Raw genomic sequence first — 21,678 nt, 5'->3', positions numbered from 1 at the left:
TGAGCCCCGGTCCCGAATCCCCCTAGGCGGGATCGGACCCCACAATCGCGGTCAGGAACGACCAGGAAGCTCGCGGAAGTTTAAGCAGCATGTATGCCACGACAACCGCTTTCATATTGCCTCACAGCGACAGGCTTCACGATTGTGCACATGGTCACGAAAGCCTACAAGATTTGTGAGAGTGGTCGTCCGAGTATTGGAAACGTGATCCTTACGGCATACTCATGGTGTGTCGCAAGCGGTCTTTAAGTGACCAATTTGGTCACTTGCTCGCTCGCTGCGGTAATTCAACTCAAAATTATCGGCATGCTGTAGGCAAATACTTGCTGGCCAGCGTGCTGGGTGTGCAGGTCCAGGAGATGCTGCCCGCATGGCTCGTCGGAGACAGTTTTAGTAACTGTTGACTGATGTTGGTATTCGCTTTAGGTCCTTGGAATGCGACCACGATCACGCCGCCGGTAGCATCGACGCTGGAAACGTAATTGCTTTTGATTGCCAATTTGGTAGCCAATCCGGCAGATTGATTGTTCGGCGGATAGCGACCGGTATTGGAGAAGAAATCCCAGACGGCCGCCTTGGCGCCCGATGAAAGGACCATGCCTTCTGCAACCTGTGAGCGGACCACATAGTCCTGATAGGCTGGTATGGCAATAGCTGCAAGAATGGCAATGATCGCCACGACGATCATCAGCTCGATCAGAGTGAAGCCCTTAGCAAGGCGTTGGCGCAACATGTCAGTCCCCTGTATGTACCATCAAGGGAAAGGCATGTTTTGTACCAACGAATGAAGAGGGGGGCGGCTTGGCGAATCGAGCTCAGGGTGCCATAGGATTTCGTGATGCGAAGCACGCTCCAGGCCAAATCTGGGCTCGGCGTTTGCCGGTCTCACCTCACCCCATGCATCCACCGCCTGACCACCGGCGTCAAAACCAGCGCAAGCACGGCAGCTCCCAGCCCCAGCCAGACCATATGCTGAAACAGCTCCCCATACTTTGCCTGCGCCACGGCCATATCGATCTTCCCATCGGCCGGTATATCCAGTGCCGCGAACTTGCCGAAGATAGAAGCGAGCTGCTCTGAGAAGGATGTCCCCAGCCACCAGGCTCCCATCATCAAACCTGCAACCTGCGGCACCGAGAGTTGTGTCACGGCCGACAAGCCGATGGGCGATAGCGCAACCTCACCGATTTCGATCAGCAGATAGGCCAGCACGATCCACCACACGCTGCCAAGGCCGTCCGCACCCACCGTTTGATTACCCGCAATCAACGGCAGAAAGGCGAGACCCGCGAAGGCAAGCCCGATCGCACTTTTCACCGGCTTGGACGGGTTCATCCCATAGCGCTCGAGAAAAGGCCACAACCACGCCATGATCGGCGAGAGCAGCACGATGAAGAGTGCGCCGAGGTAGGTGAGTGAGCTGGCGCTTTGCGGTAGTACCACGCAGTCGCGAATGATCAGCACGGTGCCAAGCAGGGTAAGGCCGCCGAGCAGAAGTGTGGGCATCAGGCCAGATCGCATGCGCAAGGCTGCGGCGACAACGAAGGGGCTGAGCAGCAGTGGGAGTATCGACCACGGTACCAGATGGCCTTCGCGGATCACCAGCGAGGGAAACAGATCTTTGGTGAGCATGCGGTCGTTGAACAGGACCCATGAACCGTAGGTCTGCTCGTACAGTGCGAAGAACAGCAGGCAGATCGCCACGAAGAACACGCAAGCGAGCATCTGTTGTCGCTGTACGGGATTGCAGCGCGCGGTGACATACCAGCCGAGCCAGCCGAGCCACACGGCCATGGTCAGCAACTGCAACCACAGCACGGCGCTGCCAAGTTGCATCAGTGCCCACAACACAGGCAACGCCAGCGCGGCGCAGAGGTAGATGGTCCACTCCACATTCAGTGGTCCGAGCAGGCGCCGACGCAGCGCTTCCGGGTTCGGCGGTTCTGCGTGGCCTTGCAGATATTTCTGGCCGGTGAGGAAGACAGTCAGTCCGGCGAGCATGCCGATGCCGGCAGCGCCGAAGCCATAGCCCCAGCCGAAGCGATCACCGAGGTAGCCGCAGATCAGGGCGGAGAACAACGCGCCGACATTGATGCCGGCATAAAACAAGGTAAAGCCGGAATCGAGGCGCGGATCGCCCTCCGGATACAGCTTGCCGACGACGGTGGAGATGTTCGGTTTGAGGAAGCCGACACCGCTGATGATCAGGGCGAGCGACAGATAGAACACGCTCAGCGCGAACAGGTCGCGATGTACGACGCCGTCCGCTCCGATGGTTGCGGCATGTCCCTCGACGGCCATGCCGAGATGGCCGAGGCAGAGTAGTACGCCGCCAAGCACGACGGCTTTGCGCATGCCCAGATAGCGGTCCGCCAGCAGGCCGCCCAGCACAGGCGTGGCATAGACCAGGCCGCCGTAAGCACCGAGCACCGACAGGCTTTCCGCGTCGCTGAAACCGTGGTGTTTGATCAAGTACAGCGCCAGCAGCGCCTTCATGCCGTAGAACGAAAAGCGCTCCCACATCTCGGTGAAGAAGCACACGTACAGGCCTTTGGGATGGCCGAACAGCTCGTCGGGGTGGTCGGTGGCTGCGGTTGTCGCGGCGAGCGTGGCGGTATCGGTCATGGGCGCAAGGGCACAAAAACGCTGAGTATAGCGATGGCCGCCGGACCGAAAGCGCCGCGGGCTTGCTGCGTTATTCCTTGCGTCTCGCGGCATGGGCACTTACCGTCATGCCTTTCGCAACGCCAAGGGAATCCCGCTTATGAAGCCCCTGTTTGTCGCGCTGGCGCTCGCGCTGGCGACCGCCCCCGTGGTCGCGGCCGAGGTCGAGAACCACGCGCCGCACCCATTCACCATCCGCGATCTGGTGATGATGGATCGCGTTGGCGATCCGCAGCTGTCGCCGGATGGGCGCTATGCGCTGTACACCGTGCGCAGTACCGACTACGCCGCCAATAAGGGCGTTACGTCGATTTATGTGCTGGATCTGCAGCAGACGGGCAGCAAGCCGGTCAAGATCGTTGAGAAGGGTTCTTCGCCGCGCTGGGCGGAGGATGGCTCCGTCTACTATCTGGCGGCGAAGGACGGTGTGTCGCAGCTGTGGCACTGGGGTTCGAACAAGCCGGCGTCGGGTTTGTTGGGCAAGACGGCCGCTACCTCCAGCCAGATCACCCATGCGCCGATCGACGTCAACGGCTTCAGGCTTTCGCCGGACGGCAAGCAGGCATTGTTGACCTTCGACGTGTTTACCGATTGCGCCGACCTCGCCTGCACCAAGGAGCGCCTCGACGGCCGCGAAGCGGACAAGTCGACCGGCACCGTCTACAACAAGCTGTTTGTGCGCCATTGGGATACCTGGGCCGATGGCCGCCGCGCGCAGCTCTACATCACCGACCTGAGCGGTGGCGACGAGCATCCTCGCCTGTTGAGTCGCGGTATCGATGGTGACGTGCCCAGCAAGCCGTTCGGTGGCGACGACGAGTTCGCTTTCTCGCCGGATGGCCGCACGGTCTATTTCGACGCGCGTATCGCTGGCAAGACCGAGCCGTGGTCGACCAATTTTGATGTGTTCAGCGTGCCGGCGGATGGCTCCGCCGCGCCCAGGAATCTCACGGTGGCCAACCTTGCCTGGGACGCGTCCCCGGTGCCTTCGCCTGATGGCAAAACGCTGTACTACCTGGCTATGAAGGAGCCGGGTTCCGAGGCGGATCGTTTCGGCATCATGGCGCTGGATCTCGACAGCGGGCAGAAGCGCGAGGTGGCCCCGAGCTGGGATCGCTCCGCCGGCGCCCTGAAGATTTCCGACGACGGCAAGACCTTGTATGCAACTGCCGACGACAACGGCCAGCATCCCTTGTTTGCCATCTATGTTGCGAGCGGCAAGGTGGATACGCTGGTAACCAGCGGCGCGGTGGGCGGCTATGCGCTGGGCAAGTCGCGCTTGCTGGTGGAGCGCGACGATCTCAAGCGTCCGGCCGATCTGTATGTGACCGATCTGCGCGGCAAGGGCCTCAAGCAGGTCACGCACTACAACGAGCAGCGCCTGAAGAATGCGCAGACCGGCGATGCCGAGTTCTTCACCTTCAAGGGCTGGAATAACGAGACGGTTCAGGGCTACGTGGTCAAGCCGGTGGGTTACAAGTCCGGCAAGAAGTACCCAGTGGCCTTCATCATCCACGGTGGTCCGCAGGGTGCAATGAACAATGGATGGAGTTACCGCTGGAATCCGCAGACCTATGCCGGCCAGGGTTTCGCGGTCGTCACCATCAACTTTCATGGTTCTACTGGCTATGGCCAGGCATTCACAGATTCCATCTCGGGCGACTGGGGCGGTAAGCCGCTGGATGACCTGAAGGCCGGCTGGAAGGCTGCGCTGGGTAAGTACAGCTTCCTGGATGGCGATCGCGCCTGCGCGCTGGGCGCCAGCTACGGTGGCTACATGGTGTATTGGATCGCCGGCGTGTGGAACGAGCCGTGGAAGTGCCTGGTGGATCACGACGGTGTGTTTGATGCGCGCGCCATGTACTACGACACCGAAGAGCTGTGGTTCGAAGAAAAGGAAAACGGTGGCACGCAGTACGACCATCCGCAGAACTACGAGAAGTTCAATCCGGTCAACCATGTGAAGGACTGGCGCGTGCCGATGCTGGTCGTCCATAGCGCCAAGGATTTCCGTATTCCGGATACGCAGGGTCTGGGCGCGTTCACTGCGCTGCAGCGTCGTGGCATCCCGAGCCAGCTGTTGCATTTCCCGGACGAGAATCACTGGGTACTGAAGCCGCAGAACAGTGTGCAGTGGCACGAGACGGTGAATGCCTGGCTCAAGCAGTGGACGGCTAAGGACGCAGACAAGAAAGCCGGCAAGTAAGCTGGCCTGCATGAGAAAACGGCGCCCTTGAGGCGCCGTTTTCTTTTGTCTATCGCGAGATGTTCAGAACCACTTGGCACGTTTCAAGCCGAGGAAGATGCCCGCGACGACGCTGATCACCACGATAATGATCACGGGGTAAGCCCAGGGCTGGCTGAGCTCCGGCATATGAGTGAAGTTCATGCCATACCAGCTGGTCAGCAAGGTAGGTGCTGCCAGCATGGCGGCCCAGCCGGCGAGCTTCTTCATTACTTCGTTCTGGTTGAAGGTCACCAGGGAGAGGTTGACGCTGATCGCCGCAGCTAGCATTTCGCGCATGGCACTGATGGATTCGTTGACGCGGAACACGTGATCATAGACATCGCGGAAATAGGCGCGCAGCTCGTCCTGGATAAGATGCGGATGCATGCGCACCAGCTGGCTGATGATGTCCTGCAGCGGCGCGGCAGCCAGGCGCAAGGTCATCAGGTCGCGCTGCATGTCGTACAGGCGTCGCACCGTGCCGCGGTTGAAGGTGTCGGCGAAAATGTCCTTCTCGAGTTCCTGCAGTTCTTCGCGGAACTCACGCACGATCGGCAACAGGTTGTCGACGATAAAGTCGAGCACGCCATAGAGACCGTAACTGGGGCCTATGGCAAGCAAGTCGGGCGTGTGCTCGCAGGCACGCCGTGCTGGCGCATACGACAGCGATGCGCCGTGGCGCACAGTGACCAGATAGCGCGGGCCGAGGAAGATATGCGTTTCACCGAAGGCGATATGGCCATTCACCAGTTGCGCCGTCTGCACCACGATGAACAGCGAGTCACCATAGGTCTCGATCTTGGTGCGCTGGTGCGCATGCTGCGCATCCTCGATCGCAAGATCGTGCAGATCGAACTCTTCCTGCAATTTCAGCAACAGCGATTCGTCGGGTTCGTGCAGGCCGACCCACACGAAGGTGTCCGGTTCTTTCAGCACATCACTGATGGCATCCAGCGTGATGTCGCCGATGCGATTGCCGTCGCGTTTGTTGTACGCAACGCAGTTGACAACCATGCCGGTTGCGGCGGATGGGACTGGCGAGGCGGATGGGTTAGGCAGCGACATGGCGGAATGATGCCGTTTTCAGGCGGCCAAGGGCAATCAGAGGAAGCCTAGCGTCCGTCTGGATGGCATTTAGGCTGGGGCAGCGTTGTGATGCCCTGCCAGTTGCGCCGATAGTGGACAGGATAAGATTCAATCTTGGCAGATCGAGAACACAGGGGCATGGTCGGTCGATGGGGACGAAAGAATATCGATTGGGTTTTCGTGGCGATATCGAAGGACTTCGTGCTGTAGCCATTCTTTTAGTGGTGGCAGCACACGCCGGAGTGCCCTGGCTCACAGGTGGCTTCGTTGGAGTGGACGTGTTCTTTGTCCTTTCCGGGTACCTGATCACGGGGTTACTCGTGCAGGAAATGGCCGGCAGCAATCGCCTCGATTTCCTGGCCTTCTATGTGAGGCGCTTGCGCAGGCTTTTGCCGGCGCTTCTGGTCATGTTGTTGGTGACCTGTCTTCTGGCGGCGCAGCTGTTAGCTCCAGTCGAGCAGCGTGGGCAGGCAAGCGCATCTGCAATGGCGGCAATCTGGCTGAGTAATGTCCATTTCGCGCTGGCCAAGCTTGATTATTTTTCTCCCGGAAGTGAGTCCAATTTGTTTCTTCACACTTGGTCCCTGGGTGTTGAGGAGCAGTTTTATCTGTTATGGCCGGCCTTGTTGCTTGCAATTTTTGTCGGGAGAAATGGCGGCAAAGCTTTTACGCGCCTGAAATGGGCGATGCTCATTATTTTGCTCGCCAGTTTCGCGTCATGTGTGGTGCTTACTCAGACGTCCCCGCAACTGGCTTTTTACATGATGCCGATGCGCGCGTGGCAGTTTTCGCTTGGGGCACTTGTGTGGCTGCAGTTCCAAAGAGATGGCAACAACAACATCGGATCCCGTACGAACGATGTTGAATACAAAGGGCTGCATCTGGCAGGTTGGCTCGGCTTGGCGCTTATCGTTGGTGCGGGGCTATTGCTCAGTGCCAACGTGTCTTATCCAGGGTGGTGGGCCTTCTTGCCGACCATAGGGGCGGGTTGTGTTTTGGCCGCCGGATATGGTCGGCCCATGAGCGGGGTCTCGAGGCTACTGTCCTGGCAGCCTATGCAGATGATTGGGAAGATTTCCTACTCCTGGTATTTGTGGCATTGGCCGGTGCTTCTTCTTGGACGCTTTGCATTCGGCATCAACAGCCCCGCCTATCGAGCTGCTGAGGTGCTTGTCTCGCTCGTGTTGGCTATCGCTTCTTATGTAGTGATCGAGGCGCCGATTCGCCACCAATCAGGTTGGCTGACCCATCGGCGGGCAGCATTGATAGGGGCCGTAGCGATTATGGTCGTCGCCAACGTGGCCTCCATTCACTGGTTTAATCAGGCGTTTGATCAGATGAGGAGCCCCGAGACGCAGCGATTTACAAGGGCGCATATGGACGCGCCCATCATCTATTCGCAAGGGTGTGACGATTGGTATCAAAGCAGTCGGGTGAATATCTGCGCTTTTGGCGCTGAAGACGCCAAACATACGGCGGTATTGATGGGGGATAGCATTGCGGGGCAATGGTTCCCTGCGGTCGCGACAGCTTTCGACCGGCCCGGTTGGCGTCTGCTGGTTCTGACTAAGTCTGCATGTCCGATGGTGGACGAGCCCTTCTTTTATGGTCGGATTGGGCGCGAATACACTGAATGCGCAGCCTGGCGCGCCGCGTCGCTTTCTCGGGTTGCTGCGATCAAACCGGACGTGGTCTTGCTTGGATCGGCCGAGGCAAATGGATTTACGGAATCGCAGTGGATCGATGGTTCTACCAGGGTAATGAATGTCATCAGTCCTGCTTCGGGGCATGTCTATGTGCTGCGAGGCACGCCTAGCCTGCCTTTTGACGGGCCTGATTGCCTCGCAGAGAATCAAGGGCGACCCAAGTGGCTAAGCTCTTTGCGGACTTGCAGCGCACCTTTGAACAACGCGCACTCAGATATGGTCTTTCATTGGCTGCAACAGGTTGCTTCCCGCTATGGGAACGCCACTGCCATGGATTTGAACGATTTGGTCTGTCCTGAGGGAGTGTGCAGGGCCGAGTTGCAGGGAAGAATTGTCTTCCGCGATTCGCAGCATATGACGGCAAGTTTCGCCGAGTCGCTGGGAGGCGCAATGCAGCAGCGACTCGCTATAGATCAGCAGTCAAGTGGACAAGGCAGTCCTACGGCGATTCAATAAATGAACTGGCTGGGTAAGAGGTATTCGAAGGTCGCGCCTGTTGAAATTGCTTTGGGCTTTCCGGCGGATCTACGTATAGAGTTTGCGTAGCCCCCGCCGCAGCGACCACGACAACGCCAGCCAGCACGGCAACGCAAACAGCAGCCACGGCTGATTCTGTTGCACCACCCCTGGCAGCAGATGCAATAGCACCGCAACGACCAATGCCAGCAGTTGCAGCACGATGATCTTGTCGGCCCAGCGCGAAGCGGCCATGCCGCGACGGGTGCGCCAGAGGGTAGGCAGCAGGGCAAAAGCCAGTGGGTTGAATAGCAGCAGGTTGGCGTTGGCCCAGGCGGAGTGGTGGGTGGTGAGGGTCCACAGCACCAGCAGCAGCACACCGACGATACCGGCGGCGATGAGATAAGCGGAGCCGAGCAGGGCGAGGCCGATGGGCCAGAAGCGGGCGGCGAGTACGAGCAGGGCGGCGAACACCAGACCGGCGAGCGCCAATGGTAAGCGTAGGTCGGGAGCCTGGTCTGGTGGTACGGCGAGGCGGTTGGGCGAGATCAATTGACCGTCCTGCGCCAGCGGTCGCATGCCGCCCTGGCCATCGCTGACTTGCGTGTGGGCGAGTTCGTGCTCAAGCACCATGGGTAGGAAGCTTTCCTGCCAGGCGTTGAGGGGCTGGTCGGCATACGGGCCGAGGCCGAGATCGAGGATCAGCATCAGCCACGGCTGCGCGCTCATCAGTCGGGCGGTCTGCTGACGATAAGTCATGCCGCCGGAGCGCGCTTCGAGTTGCTTCTGCAGGATGCCGCCGAGGGCGCGATTCAATGCGTCGCGCACGCGCGTGGTGCAGTTGTCGGCGTAGTAGTCGTAGTCGTAGCGCACGTTCTCCGGGCGCAGATTCCACAACAGGAAATCGCGTAGCGCGGACGCCTGTTCAGCGGTGAGCGCCAGCGATTGACGCGTTACCGAACGGCCGGATTCAACGTAGTAGCGCTGATCCATCTCGGTGGGTGCGGCATCCATCAGGTAATGCATGCGGCCGCGCGCGAAGTTGAACAGGAATCCGCGCTCGTCGAAATCGAATACGCCGTAGTTGAAGTTGATCGCCTCGCCGCCGACGGAGTCGCGCAGTTCGATGGCGTCGTGGCCGAAGCGCTCCCAATAGGTTTCGCCAGGGCCGTAGGTGATCAACGAGACTTCGAGATTCGCGCCTGGTGCGTTCGCCACGCCGGCTTGGGCTGACGGCAGCGCGGCCAGCAGCAAGGCGAGCAACAGGAGGATGCGAGCAGTCAGGCTCATCAGCGGGCGTTCCGGTTCAGGGCGTCCGGCCATTTTGCAGGAGTGGCCTCCGTCGCGACAGCGCAGGCGACGGAGGTGAGGTTCAATCTTCCGCAGGCCGGGTGACGCGGAACTGCTGCACGCGACGATCATCCGCCTCGGTGACGTGGAACAGGTAGCCGCCGATGGCGATTTCCTCGCCCACTTCAGGCAGATGGCCGAACTCCGAGGTGGTCATGCCGCCTACGGTGTCGAACTCCTCGTCGGAGAACGAGGCGCCGGCCTCTTCGTTGAAGTCGGCGATCGGGGTAAGTGCGCTCACCAGCCAGCCGCCGCCAGCCTGCTCGTGCATCAGCTGGGGCTCTTCCTCGTCGTCATGCTCGTCGTCGATCTCGCCGACGATCTGTTCCAGTACGTCTTCGATGGTGATGAGGCCGGCAACGCCACCATATTCGTCCACCACCAATGCCATGTGGTTGCGCGTGTGGCGGAACTCCGCCAGCAGCACATTGAGGCGCATAGCCTCCGGAATCAGCACGGCAGGGCGCAAGATAGTGGCAATGCTAAAACTGTCGCCGTCGCCGACGAACTTCAGCAAATCCTTGGCCAGCAGAATGCCGAGGATCTCGTCCTTGTCATCGCCGTGCACGGGGAAGCGTGAGTGGCCGGATTCGACCACGGTGGCGAGGATCTCGCTCAGTGGGGCGTCGGCGGAAAGCATCACGATCTGGGCGCGCGGGACCATGACATCGTCCACGCTCAGCTCGGTGACCTTGATAGCGCCCTCGACCATGGTGAGGGTGTCGTTCGACATCAGGCCGTTGGCCTGGGCGGAGCGCAGCTCTTCAATCAGCTCTTCGCGATTGCGCGGCTCGCCGGAAAACAAATGGCCCAGTCGATCCCACCACTTGCGGTGGGCCGGGCCGTTGGTACTGCCAGGGTCGTCGTTCATTACTCTTGTAAGTGCAGCCCAAACGCGGGCGGAAACCCCAGTCTAGCTGAAAATTCGTGACAATTCAGAGCTCAAGCCCGCTCAGGCGTAGGGGTCGGTGACGCCCAGCCCTGCCAGGATGCGGGTTTCCAGGGCCTCCATGGCCTCGGCTTCGGCGTTGTCGATGTGGTCGTAGCCGAGCAGATGGAGCACGCCGTGCACCGTCATATGTGCCCAGTGGTCGCGCGGACGCTTGCCCTGTTCGGCGGCTTCGCGGGCCACCACCGGGGCGCAGATGGCGAGGTCGCCGATTAGCGGCAGGTTGATGCCCGGCGGCAGTTCGGCCGGAAACGAGAGCACGTTGGTGGCGTAGTCCTTGCCGCGATAGTCGCGGTTGAGGGCGCGGCCTTCATCGGTATCGACGATGCGGATCGACAGCTCCGTCGCCCTGCGTCGGCGCGCGCCGCGCAGAGCGGCTTCGGCCCATTGGCGGAAGCTGGCGGAGGAGGGCACGCCGGTGCGCGCCACCGCATAGCCTACCGAGAGCTGCAAACCCGGAGCGGGCTTGCCGGGCGCTGCCTTGCGGGCAGGGCTCACTTTGGCTCCTCGTTCTTCGCCTCGAACGCCTCGTAGGCACGCACGATCTTGGCTACCAGCGGGTGGCGCACCACGTCGCGCGAGGTGAAGAAGGTGAAGCTGATGCCGTCCACGCCACGCAGCACTTCGATGGCGTGGCGCAGGCCCGAGCGAACATGGCGAGGCAAGTCGATCTGGCTGACGTCGCCAGTGATCACCGCCACCGAGCCAAAGCCGATGCGGGTCAGGAACATCTTCATCTGCTCGACAGTGGTGTTCTGCGCCTCGTCGAGAATCACGTAGGAGTCGTTGAGCGTGCGACCGCGCATATAGGCGAGCGGCGCAATCTCGATCACGTTGCGCTCGATCAGCTTGGCCACTTTTTCGAAGCCGAGCATTTCATACAGCGCGTCGTACAGCGGGCGCAGATAAGGGTCGACCTTCTGTGACAGGTCGCCGGGCAGGAAGCCGAGTTTTTCACCGGCTTCAACCGCGGGGCGCACCAGCAGCAGACGTTGCACGCGGTTGGCTTCCAGTGCCTCCACCGCGCTGGCAACCGCTAGGTAAGTCTTGCCGGTACCGGCCGGGCCGACACCGAAGTTGATGTCGTGCGTGGTGATCGCGTGCAGGTAGCGCGCCTGGTTGGGGCCGCGACCTTTAATCACGCCACGCTTGACCTTGATTAACACTTCCTGCGCGCCTTCGGCCGCATCCGCGGTGATCGCGTCGATGCCGGAGTCGGCCAGGTGCAGGTTGATCTTGGCGCCGGTGAGCGATTCGTTCCCGGTGCCGGCGTAGAGCGCGCGCAGCACTTTCTCTGCGGACTTGGCGGCAGCGTCTTCGCCGATCACCTGGAACAGGTTGCCGCGATGGTCGATTTCCACGCCGAGGCGCAGTTCGATCTGGCGCAGGTGTTCGTCGAACGGGCCGCAGAGGTTGGCGAGGCGGGCGTTGTCTTCGGGGTCGAGCGCGAAGTCGCGCTGATTGAGCTCAGTCATAGGCGCGCGAGAGTAACGCGCGGCAGGGGCGAGGGCTACCGGGAGGCGCCCCGTCGTGCCTGCGGGGGTATGGAGGACTTGCATATAATTAATCATTTAATTAATTTAAGGCCATGGCCAAATCCAAAGCCCCATCAGCCCCCCGTCGACGCAGCGCGGGCCGACCCAGTGGCGATGAGCGCGATCTGCGTGCGCATCTGCTGGATGTCGCCATCGCGCGCTTTGCCCGCGATGGCATCGGCGCGACTTCGTTGCGCGCTATCGCGACCGATGCGGAGGTGACGCCGGCGATGCTGCATTACTACTTCGGCGACAAAGCGCAGTTGAAGCAGGCGCTGATCGAAGAGCGCCTGCTGCCAGCATTGCTGCCGATGCGTGAGCATCTGGCGCAGGCGGGTGACGATCCTGCGGTGCTGGTCGCGGGTTTTGTGCAGGGAATCGGTGAAGTGGTGGCGCGGCATCCGTGGTTGCCGCCGCTGTGGGTGCGCGAAGTGTTGTGCGAGGGCGGTGAGTTGCGCGAGGTGTTGTTCAATCAACTCATTCCCAGCTTGCCGCAGATGCTGGCGCGGCGATTCGCCGCCGCGCAGGCAGCCGGTCGTCTGAATCCAGCGCTCGATCCCCGCTTGCTGGTGGTCTCGATGGTGGGGCTGACCCTGTTCCCCGCCGCGGGTGCGCCGATCTGGCGGCGTGTGTTTCAGGCTGACGACCTCGGGCCGCAGGCCATGCTTACGCACACGCTGGCGCTGCTGAAGGACGGTGTCGGCGTGAGCGACTCGGGAGGCTCCCCATGATAGGCAACGTACGTGCTGTAACTCGCATCTTGTTGCTGACTTGTATCGCGACACTTGCCGCTTGCTCAAAAGCACCTCCGCAGGCGCTGGGGACCTTGGAATACGACCGCATCAGCCTGCCCGCGCCGGCCGCCGAGCGCGTGGTGGCGGTCAGTGTGCGTGAGGGCGAACAAGTCGTCGCCGGGCAGCCGCTGCTGAAGTTGGATCCGACGCATACGCAGGCAGAACTCGCCGCCGCTCTGGCCCAGGCGCAACAACAGCAGGCCTCGCTGTTGGAATTGCGTGTAGGACCGCGCCAGGAAGATATCGCCAAGGCACGTGCGGATTTGGGCGCTGCCCAAGCGCAGGCACGTGATGCGCGTGCCTACTACGAACGCTTGCTGCCGTTGCGCAAAGACAACTATGTGGCGGCCGCCGATCTTGATCGCGCACGCGCCGCCGCAGGTAATGCTGACGGACAGGTGGGCGCGGCACGCGCCGCCCTCGATGCGCTCCTGCATGGCACTCGCCCCGAGCAGATTGCGCAAGGCGAAGCGGCGCTTGCCTCCGCGCAAGCGCAGGCCGAGGCGCAGAAGGTGCTGCTAGGTAAGCTGGATGTAGTGGCGCCGCGTGCGGGTCGTGTCGATAGCATCCCCTACAAACTCGGCGATCAGGCACCCGTCGGCGCACCGTTGGCCATACTGCTCGCAGGCGATGCGCCGTATGGGCGCATCTATGTGCAAGAGCCGATGCGCGCCCATGTGCATGTGGGAGACACGCTGCGTATGCATGTGGATGGCCGCGACAAAATCTATGTAGGCAAGGTGCGCCTGGTTCGTAGCGAGCCCGAGTTCACGCCGTACTACGCGCTGATTGGCGAGGACGCGGCGCGCCTTAGTTATGTGGCGGAAGTAACACTGGGACCAGACGCGGCTGATCTGCCGGTGGGCCTGCCGGTGCGGGCCGACTATCCAGGGGCTGGCCAGTGAGTGTGAACGGCCAGGGCGTTGCGATCCGGGCGCGCGGCCTGACCAAGCGCTTTGGCGAGCTGGTGGCGGTCGATCACGTGAATCTGGAGGTGTCGAGCCGTCAGGTCTATGGCTTTCTCGGGCCGAACGGGTCCGGCAAGTCCACCACTATTCGCATGCTGTGCGGTTTGCTAACGCCGAGCGAGGGTGAGATCGACGTGCTCGGTTTGCACATTCCGCAACAGGCGGAAGCTTTGCGCAGCCGCATCGGTTACATGACGCAGAGGTTCTCGCTGTTCGAAGACCTCAGCGTTCGCGAGAACCTGGAGTTCATGGCGGCGGTGCAGGGTGTGCCGAAGGCGCGGACGCCGGCCCGTGTGAAAGAGTTGATCGAGCAATATCACTTCGGCGACCGAGAGCGGCAATTGGCTGGCACCATGAGCGGTGGTCAAAAGCAACGTCTGGCGTTGGCCTGCGCGGTGATTCACGAACCGGAGCTTCTATTCCTTGACGAGCCCACCAGCGCCGTCGATCCGGAATCGCGTCGCGATTTCTGGGAGAAGCTGTTCGAGTTGGCTGATGCTGGAACCACTCTGTTGGTTTCCACGCATTTGATGGATGAAGCGGAGCGCTGCCATCGCCTGGCCATTCTCAATCGCGGCGTGTTAGTGGCGGATGGCACGCCGACCGAGCTGACCGGCAAACTGGAAGGGCGCACCTTTGTGGTCGATTCAAGTGACCCTCGTCGCGCACAGCGGGCGTTGGTCGATTTGCCGGAAGTGCTAGGTGTTGCACAAGTGGGGCATGCCCTGCGCGTGTTGATCCGCGATGGGAATAGCGGAGACGCGCTGACGCCGCTCCGCACCGCGCTCGCCAACGTCGATCCGCAAGCCGTCATGCAATCAGCACCGCCGAATCTGGAAGACGTCTTCGTCGCGGTGACGCGCGAGAAGCGCGAACCGCAGGAGCGCGCAGCATGAGTTGGCGCCGGCTATGGGCCATCGTGGTGAAAGAGTTGCGGCAGATGAGTCGCGACCGCGTCACCCTGGCAATGATTATCGGCATTCCGGTGATCCAGCTGGTGCTGTTCGGCTACGCCATTAACACGAATCTGCGCGGGCTGGAGGCCGGCATTGCGGATCAGGCCAACACCGCCGGTTCACGCGCGCTGGTGATGGATATGTTGGCGACGGGTGTGATCGCACCCGTCGCGAGTGCGGATACGCCGGAGCAGTTGGTGGCGATGCTGCGTCGTGGGCAGATCAGCATCGCCGTGACCGTGCCACCGGATTTCGAGCGGCGACGTATCGACGGGCGGCCGGTGGCGCAGGTCATGGTCGACGGCAGCGACAATGTGGTGCAAAGCGCGGCTGCGCAATTGGCCCAGGTTCCGATCGACAGCGCTACACCGGACACGCGCGCGCCACTGATCAGTACGCCGCAGGGCGGGCCGATCAGTATTGTCAGTTTTTACAATCCGCAGCGGCGCTCGGCGGTCAATATCGTGCCGGGGCTGATTGGCGTGATCCTGACTATGACGATGGTGTTGTTTACGGGCATCGCCATCGTGCGCGAACGAGAGCGCGGCAATATGGAGTTGTTGATCGCCACGCCTTTGAGCAGTGCGGAGCTGATGATCGGCAAGGTGTTGCCGTATATCGCTATCGGCCTGGTGCAGGTCACGGTGATCCTGGCGTTGGGGCGCTGGCTTTTCACTGTGCCGATCAGCGGCAGCCTGCTTGACGTCTATCTGGCAGCGGGGCTGCTGATCCTGGCAAATCTCACCATGGGTCTGCTGATCTCGACGCGGGCGCAGTCGCAGTTTCAGGCGATGCAGATGACGTTCTTCGTGTTTCTGCCGTCAATCCTGCTGTCGGGCTTCATGTTTCCGTTCGCCGGTATGCCGAAGGTGGCGCAATGGCTGGCCGAAGTGTTGCCGCTGACGCACTTTCTGCGCTTGATCCGTGGCGTGATGCTGCGCGGGGCCAGCCTGTGGGAGCTGTGGGCGGATGTGCTGGCGCTGGTGGCCTTTACCGCAGTGATGATGACCGCGGCGATCCTGCGTTTTCGCAAGCGGCTGGATTAACGATTTACGCTGCCTGCTGATCGTCTGCCGTTGTCACGCGGCCGCGCAGTGAGTTGCTCATCGCCTCAGTGATCACGACGTTGACGAACTGGCCGATCAGGCGCGCGGGTGCTGCGAAGTTCACGTAGCGCATGTTTTCGGTACGGCCGGTGAGCTCGTTGGGGTCTTTCCTGCTGGGCTTCTCGACCAGTACGCGCTGCACAGTGCCGACCATCGCTTGGTTGATCTTCCGGGCGTTGGCGTTGATGGTGGCCTGCAGGCGTTCGAGGCGCTGGTGCTTCATTGCCATCGGCGTGTCGTCGGCGAGATTGGCGGCCGGTGTGCCGGGACGCGAGGAGAAGATAAAGGAGAAGCTCTGGTCGAAGCCGACGTCATCGATCAGCTTCATGGTCTTCTCGAAATCCTCGTCGGTTTCGCCGGGGAAACCGACGATGAAGTCGGAGGAGACACAGATGTCCGGGCGCACCGCGCGTAGCTTGCGGATCTTCTGCTTGAACTCCAGCGCCGTGTAGCCGCGCTTCATCGCAGTGAGGATGCGATCCGAGCCGGCCTGCACCGGTAGGTGCAGGTAGTTGGCCAGCTGTGGCACGTTGGCGTAAGCCTCGATCAGCGAGTCGGAGAACTCCAGCGGATGCGAGGTGGTGAAGCGAATGCGGCCGATGCCGTCGATCTGCGCAATGGCATGGATCAGCACGGCGAGGTCGGCGATGCCACCGTCGTGGGTAGCACCGCGATAGGCGTTGACGTTCTGGCCCAGCAGGTTCACTTCGCGCACGCCCTGTGCAGCGAGCTGAGCGACTTCAACGATCACGTTGTCGAACGGGCGGCTGATTTCCTCGCCGCGGGTGTAGGGCACCACGCAGTAGGAACAGTACTTGGAACAGCCTTCCATGATCGAGACGAAGGCGGTCGGGCCTTCGGCGCGCGGCTCGGGCAGCCGGTCGAACTTCTCGATCTCGGGGAAGCTGATGTCCACCTGGGATTTGCCAGTGGCGCGCTTGGCCTCGATCAGTTCGGGTAGGCGGTGCAGGGTCTGGGGGCCGAACACCAGATCCACATAGGGCGCGCGCTTGAGGATGGCGTCGCCTTCCTGCGAGGCCACGCAGCCACCCACGCCGATCAGCACCGGCTTGCCGCCCTGCTTGTGTTCCTTCCAGCGGCCGAGCTGGCTGAAGACCTTTTCCTGGGCCTTTTCGCGGATGGAGCAGGTGTTGATCAGGATCACATCCGCTTCCGACTCGTCCTGGGTCAGTTCCAGGCCATGCGACGCCTTGAGCACGTCGGCCATCTTGGCCGAGTCGTACTCGTTCATCTGGCAACCGTGGGTTTTGATGAAAAGCTTGCCGCTCATGGCGTGGTACCGGGAATCAAGGCAGAAGGGGCGATAGGCGCCGAACCGCGTAGTTTACGCGCCTCCGGGGCGGGCTGCCAGCAACGGAGGCGAGTGGGATCAGAGACTTGCGCTTGTATTGCGGCATCGCGGGGAGCCAGTGCGAGGGCAAGTTTGTTCCGGCGCACGAAACGGCGGCTCTGTGCTTGGCTTGCCCGGCGGGTGGCGGCACACTGCGCGCCATGTCTGACGCCGAGCCACAGGGGGAGAGCATCGGCGGCTCGCCCTCACGGATTTTCCGGCCCGGCCTGGCCTTGGCCTGGCTGACGGCAGCGTGCGGCCTTTTGCTTGGCTTCCCAGTTGCGCCAGCACATGCGGGCGGCCTGTTTCGCTGCACGGGTTCGGCAGGCGAGACGGTGTACAGCAACAGCACGCAGGGTTATCAGGGCTGCCAGAAGATCGCGACGGTGGCGGACCCGGCGCCGCGTCGCAAGCCGAAGCCGGTGGCGCCAGTGGTGTCGCTCGCTGGTGTGCATGGAGCGGTGCAGACCACGGGCCGGCCGGTTTCTTCGGATTCGCCGGCCGTCGCTTCATTGAGCGATGTGCAGGGCTCGGTAGTGACTTCTGCCAAGAGAGTTGATGCGACCGCACCGGCAGGCAAGCCTGGACAGTGGACGTATAGCGAATCAAAGCAGGTGCCTGAAGCCGTGGCTCAGGCGGACGTCTCGGCGGCTCCGGGCGACAAGGTTCTGCGTGGCGCGGTCTATCGCGTCACGCGTGCGGATGGCAGCGTCGAGTACACCAACCTGCGCCCGGCTGGGCAGGGCGGTCACGCCGTCACCATGCTATTCACTTATATATCGACGTGTGTGGCCTGCAACCTGCACTCGCCAATCCACTGGGATAGCGTGCAGCTCAACCTCACCGCCTATGCCGACACCATTCGCGCGGCGAGCATGGAGTTCGGTCTGGATGAGGCCTTCCTGCGCGCGATCATCCACGCAGAAAGTGCATATAACCCACGCGCCCTGTCGATGAAGGGTGCGCAGGGGCTGATGCAGCTGATGCCGGCGACGGCTGGCGACATGGGCGTGCGCGATGCTTTCGATGCGAGCCAGAACATCCGCGGTGGCGCGCGTTATCTGGCCTTGCTGCTGCGCAGCTTCAACGGTGATGAACGACTTGCGGCTGCGGCTTACAACGCCGGTGCTGGCGCGGTGCAGCGTTATAGCGGTGTGCCGCCGTATGCGGAAACGCGTGTCTATGTCGAGCGCGTGGGGACTTTGCGCAAGCGCTATGGGCTGGCGATCCGGCCACCAGTAGCGTCGTCGCAAGGACCGGGACGGGGTTGAGGTTTTAGCTGTCCGTGGACGCGGTAGGTGTCATCGGCGGCCGCTGAGCCAGTGTCACTTCGGCATGGAACGGACTGCCGTTGCGCAGGCCTGAGACTTCCACCTTGCTGCCCGGCTTGATAGCCGCCTCGCGCTTGCGCAGGTCGGCTGCATCGACGATGTCGTTGTCGCCGATGCGCAGCAGGATGTCATGTGGCTGGATGCCGGCCTGCGCGGCAGGGCCACCCGGGTAGACATCGGTAACTTGTGCGCCGCGTGCGGCAGCCGGCAGGCCGCTGTCGGCGGATACCGGTACGAAGGCATAGTCGGCGCCGAGCCAGCCACGCACGACATGGCCGCTGTCGATGATCTGGTCCAGCACTTTCTTGGCGCTACTCACCGGAATGGCGAAGCTGATGCCTTCGGCATTGGCGGCCTTGCCGATCAGTAAGGTGTTGATGCCCACCAGTTCGCCGTCGGTGTTGACCAGGGCGCCGCCGGAGTTGCCGAGGTTGATCGCCGCATCGGTTTGGATGAATTCTTCCGGATTGGTGCTGCTCAGCTGTCGTCCGATCGCACTGATGATGCCCATGGTCACGGTTTGGTTGAGGCCGAGCGGGTTGCCGATGGCGAGTACCACGTCGCCGGTGCGGGCGGGGTGCTCGTCGGCAAGGGGGATCACAGGCGGGTTGGAGACGTCGATCTTCAGTACGGCGAGGTCGGTCTCGATATCGGCGCCGACCAGTTGCGCCTTCGCCACGCGGCCGTCGTACAGCAATACCTGGATGTCGTCGGCCTTGGCGATCACATGATTATTGGTGAGGACATAGCCCAGTGCGCTTACGATCACGCCCGAGCCGAGGCTCTGCTCACGCCGCTGATAAACCGTCGGGCGGCCGCCGAACAGGCGCTGTAGTACCGGGTCGGAATACATCTGCACGCCTTGCTCGGTGACCATCTTGTTGGCGTAGATGTTGACCACTGAGGGTGCAGCCTTGGCTACCGCGTCGGCGTAGGAGGCGGGACCGCTTGAGCGGACCGGGCCTGCCGAGGTTCGCTGCGTGGGTTGCGCCTGATGCAGTCCGATGCTAGCGCGCAGGTGATCGCCCACGCCGGGCCAGAGCAGGCTGACCACGAAGGCCACCGCCAGCCCGAGGATGACGAAGCGGGCAATAAATGCGAGCGTGCCGGCGGCATGTTTCATGTCGTGGGGGGCTGGTGGCGAAGCGCTTGGGTGGCGGGAATGGATCGACGCAGGCGCCTGTCCAGTTTTATTGTACGTGGCAGGGGCTGACGCTACACTAACGCGATTTTTGCGGCCCCTAAAGTCGCACCTCAATGGCAAAGTACCGGAGAGCCTGATGGCGAACGAAGTCGTCGATCACGGCCGCCGCCGCTTCCTCACAGCGACCACGGCCGTGGTCGGTGGTGTGGGAGTCGTCGCGGCAGTCGTGCCCTTCATTAAGTCGTGGGAACCCAGCGCTCGAGCTAAGTCGGCTGGTGCTCCGGTCACGATCGACATCAGCAAAGTCGAAGCAGGCCAGAAGGTCACCTACCCGTGGCGTGGCCTTCCGGTGTTTGTGGTCAATCGCACCAAGGAACAGCTGGACGTCCTGCCAAGTCAAGACGCCCGCCTGGTCGACGCCAAGTCGAACGGGAGTTCTGCGGAGCAGCAGCCGGCCTATGCGCAGAACGAGACCCGCTCGATCAAGCCCGAGTGGCTGGTGATGGTCGCGCTGTGCACCCATCTGGGCTGCGTGCCGGATTTCGTGCCGGTGATGAAGCCCGAACCGTTCGATCCGGAATGGAAGGGTGGCTTCTACTGCCCCTGCCACAAGTCGCGCTATGACATGTCGGGCCGCGTCTACCAGGGCGTGCCGGCTCCGAAGAACATGTTGATCCCGCCGTACCATTTCGTGGACGACACGCATATCCAGATTGGCGTGGATCCGAAGGAGGCCGGCTGATGGCCAGCGTATTCACGCGTATCGGCGACTGGGTCAATGAGCGCGCGCCTAATCTGGCGCCGACCTATCGCAAGCACATGACCGAGTACTACGCGCCGAAGAATTTCAATCTTTGGTACTACTTCGGTTCGCTGGCGGTCCTGGTGCTAGTCAACCAGATCGTCACCGGTATCTTCCTCACCATGAACTACAAGACCAGCGCGGCGGAAGCCTTCGCCTCGGTCGAGTACATCATGCGCGACGTGGAGTGGGGCTGGCTGATCCGCTACATGCACTCCACCGGCGCTTCGCTGTTCTTCGTGGTGGTGTTCCTGCACATGTTCCGCGGCCTGATGTACGGCTCGTACCACAAGCCGCGCGAACTGGTGTGGCTGCTGGGCATGCTGATCTTCCTGGTGCTGATGGCCGAGGCCTTCATGGGTTACGTGCTGCCTTGGGGCAACATGTCGTTCTGGGGCGCCAAAGTGATCATCTCGCTGTTCGGTACGGTGCCGGTGATCGGCAACACCCTGGTCGAATGGATCATGGGTGATTACTTGCCGGCCGACGCCACGCTCAACCGCTTCTTCGCACTGCACGTGATCGCGCTGCCGCTGGTGCTGTTGCTGTTGGTGGTGTTGCATCTGGCCGCGCTGCATGAAGTGGGCTCGAACAACCCGGACGGCGTCGAGATCAAGAAGGGTCCCAAGGGCAACCGCTGGGATGCCACCAAGCCCGCCGACGGCATTCCCTTCCATCCGTACTACACGGTGAAGGATCTGTTCGGCGTCAGCTGCTTCCTGCTGATTGCCGCCTTCATCATCTTCTTCGCACCGACTTTCGGTGGCTGGTTCCTCGAGCACGACAACTTCGTGCCGGCAAATAACCTGGTGACGCCGACGCACATCAAGCCGGTGTGGTACTTCACTCCGTTCTACGCGATTCTGCGCATGATCCCGTCGTTGTTCAGCACGGCGATCTGGGGTGTGCTGGGCATGTTCGGTGCGATCGTGCTGCTGTTCCTGCTGCCGTGGATCGATGCCGGCAAGGTGCGTTCCATCCGCTACCGCGGTGTGGGCTACAAGGTAGGCCTGGGTCTGTTCGTGATCTCCTTCATCGCGCTGGGTGCTGTGGGCGCCGGTGTGGTGGCGGAACTCATCCCGGCCTGGTTCGGTAGCCATACCGACGTGACCTTCTGGGAGAACCTGTTCGGTCGCGTGATGACGGCGGTCTACTTCGGTTACTTCGTATTCCTATGGATCTACACGCATCGCGGTCTCGAGAAGACCAAGCCGGTCCCGGAGCGGGTGGTGTATGACCATGACTAAGCGGCA

At 61.7% G+C, this 21,678-nt stretch carries 18 protein-coding genes; 9 read left to right on the top strand and 9 right to left on the bottom strand.

The genetic code is table 11. The features are described 5' to 3' along the window. Positions 1-298: 298 nt before the first annotated feature. The gene (locus BM338_RS10245) at positions 299-733 is read right to left on the bottom strand and encodes a pilin (RefSeq protein ID WP_090450774.1); all 435 of its coding nucleotides are present in this window, start codon (positions 731-733) and stop codon (positions 299-301) included. A gap of 152 nt (positions 734-885) precedes the next feature. Beyond that, positions 886-2,625 carry a peptide MFS transporter gene (locus tag BM338_RS10240; RefSeq protein WP_090450773.1) on the bottom strand — a complete coding sequence of 580 codons (1,740 nt, stop codon included), beginning with the start codon at positions 2,623-2,625 and terminating at the stop codon, positions 886-888. A gap of 139 nt (positions 2,626-2,764) precedes the next feature. On the opposite strand from BM338_RS10240, the gene BM338_RS10235 reads away from it, so the two are divergent. Beyond that, positions 2,765-4,870: a S9 family peptidase gene (locus BM338_RS10235; protein WP_090450772.1), complete on the top strand. Its 2,106-nt coding sequence runs from the start codon at positions 2,765-2,767 to the stop codon at positions 4,868-4,870. Between the two features lie 63 nt (positions 4,871-4,933). Here the strand turns inward: BM338_RS10235 and BM338_RS10230 are convergent, their stop codons facing one another. Further along, positions 4,934-5,905 carry a magnesium and cobalt transport protein CorA gene (locus BM338_RS10230; protein ID WP_177229294.1) on the bottom strand — a complete coding sequence of 324 codons (972 nt, stop codon included), beginning with the start codon at positions 5,903-5,905 and terminating at the stop codon, positions 4,934-4,936. Positions 5,906-6,126: 221 nt separating this feature from the next. On the opposite strand from BM338_RS10230, the gene BM338_RS10225 reads away from it, so the two are divergent. After that, positions 6,127-8,139 (top strand): acyltransferase family protein, encoded by a 2,013-nt coding sequence (locus tag BM338_RS10225; protein ID WP_090450770.1) that lies wholly within the window; start codon positions 6,127-6,129, stop codon positions 8,137-8,139. 69 nt (positions 8,140-8,208) lie between these two features. Here BM338_RS10225 and BM338_RS10220 read toward each other — a convergent pair whose 3' ends face one another. The 4 genes from BM338_RS10220 to BM338_RS10205 all read right to left on the bottom strand — a co-directional run bounded on the left by BM338_RS10220 (position 8,209) and on the right by BM338_RS10205 (position 11,913). Beyond that, positions 8,209-9,429: a lipoprotein N-acyltransferase Lnb domain-containing protein gene (locus BM338_RS10220; RefSeq protein WP_090450769.1), complete on the bottom strand. Its 1,221-nt coding sequence runs from the start codon at positions 9,427-9,429 to the stop codon at positions 8,209-8,211. An 82-nt stretch (positions 9,430-9,511) separates the two neighbouring features. Next, the gene (locus BM338_RS10215) at positions 9,512-10,360 is read right to left on the bottom strand and encodes an HlyC/CorC family transporter (RefSeq protein WP_090450768.1); all 849 of its coding nucleotides are present in this window, start codon (positions 10,358-10,360) and stop codon (positions 9,512-9,514) included. 81 nt (positions 10,361-10,441) lie between these two features. After that, a complete protein-coding gene (ybeY, locus tag BM338_RS10210) occupies positions 10,442-10,936 on the bottom strand; it encodes an rRNA maturation RNase YbeY (protein WP_255367254.1) in 495 nt (164 codons plus the stop codon). Continuing rightward, positions 10,933-11,913: a PhoH family protein gene (locus BM338_RS10205; RefSeq protein ID WP_090450767.1), complete on the bottom strand. Its 981-nt coding sequence runs from the start codon at positions 11,911-11,913 to the stop codon at positions 10,933-10,935. Before BM338_RS10205 ends, ybeY begins: the two co-directional genes overlap by 4 nt. 113 nt (positions 11,914-12,026) lie before the next feature. Here BM338_RS10205 and BM338_RS10200 point away from each other — a divergent pair, with 113 nt between their 5' ends. Genes BM338_RS10200 through BM338_RS10185 form a run of 4 tightly spaced genes read left to right on the top strand, consistent with a single transcriptional unit; the run spans position 12,027 to position 15,737 of the window. After that, complete coding sequence (locus BM338_RS10200; protein ID WP_090450766.1) at positions 12,027-12,704, top strand: TetR/AcrR family transcriptional regulator; 678 nt, start codon at positions 12,027-12,029, stop codon at positions 12,702-12,704. Further along, a complete protein-coding gene (locus BM338_RS10195; RefSeq protein WP_090450765.1) occupies positions 12,701-13,672 on the top strand; it encodes an HlyD family secretion protein in 972 nt (323 codons plus the stop codon). Before BM338_RS10200 ends, BM338_RS10195 begins: the two co-directional genes overlap by 4 nt. Positions 13,673-13,695: 23 nt before the next feature. Continuing rightward, on the top strand, positions 13,696-14,631 hold the full coding sequence (locus BM338_RS10190) for an ABC transporter ATP-binding protein (RefSeq protein WP_090451242.1): 936 nt from the start codon (positions 13,696-13,698) through the stop codon (positions 14,629-14,631). Beyond that, on the top strand, positions 14,628-15,737 hold the full coding sequence (locus tag BM338_RS10185) for an ABC transporter permease (RefSeq protein WP_090450764.1): 1,110 nt from the start codon (positions 14,628-14,630) through the stop codon (positions 15,735-15,737). The genes BM338_RS10190 and BM338_RS10185 overlap by 4 nt, the downstream gene beginning before the upstream one ends. Positions 15,738-15,741: 4 nt before the next feature. Here the strand turns inward: BM338_RS10185 and miaB are convergent, their stop codons facing one another. Next, a complete protein-coding gene (gene miaB / locus BM338_RS10180) occupies positions 15,742-17,088 on the bottom strand; it encodes a tRNA (N6-isopentenyl adenosine(37)-C2)-methylthiotransferase MiaB (protein ID WP_090450763.1) in 1,347 nt (448 codons plus the stop codon). A gap of 221 nt (positions 17,089-17,309) precedes the next feature. Here miaB and BM338_RS10175 point away from each other — a divergent pair, with 221 nt between their 5' ends. After that, positions 17,310-18,419 (top strand): lytic transglycosylase domain-containing protein, encoded by a 1,110-nt coding sequence (locus BM338_RS10175; RefSeq protein ID WP_090451241.1) that lies wholly within the window; start codon positions 17,310-17,312, stop codon positions 18,417-18,419. A gap of 4 nt (positions 18,420-18,423) precedes the next feature. On the opposite strand, the gene BM338_RS10170 is transcribed toward BM338_RS10175, so the two are convergent. After that, entirely contained in the window at positions 18,424-19,602 is a 1,179-nt protein-coding gene (locus BM338_RS10170; protein ID WP_090450762.1) for a S1C family serine protease, read from the bottom strand. A gap of 157 nt (positions 19,603-19,759) precedes the next feature. On the opposite strand from BM338_RS10170, the gene petA reads away from it, so the two are divergent. Together petA and BM338_RS10160 are read left to right on the top strand one after the other, a co-directional pair. Further along, positions 19,760-20,365: a ubiquinol-cytochrome c reductase iron-sulfur subunit gene (gene petA / locus BM338_RS10165; RefSeq protein ID WP_090450761.1), complete on the top strand. Its 606-nt coding sequence runs from the start codon at positions 19,760-19,762 to the stop codon at positions 20,363-20,365. Then, on the top strand, positions 20,365-21,672 hold the full coding sequence (locus tag BM338_RS10160; protein ID WP_090450760.1) for a cytochrome b: 1,308 nt from the start codon (positions 20,365-20,367) through the stop codon (positions 21,670-21,672). The genes petA and BM338_RS10160 overlap by 1 nt, the downstream gene beginning before the upstream one ends. Positions 21,673-21,678 lie beyond the last annotated feature (6 nt).

Source organism: Dyella sp. OK004 (assembly GCF_900114495.1).
Lineage (GTDB): Bacteria > Pseudomonadota > Gammaproteobacteria > Xanthomonadales > Rhodanobacteraceae > Dyella_D.
Note: the sequence above shows the minus strand (reverse complement) of the source record. Positions and strands in the feature narration are given on the sequence as shown.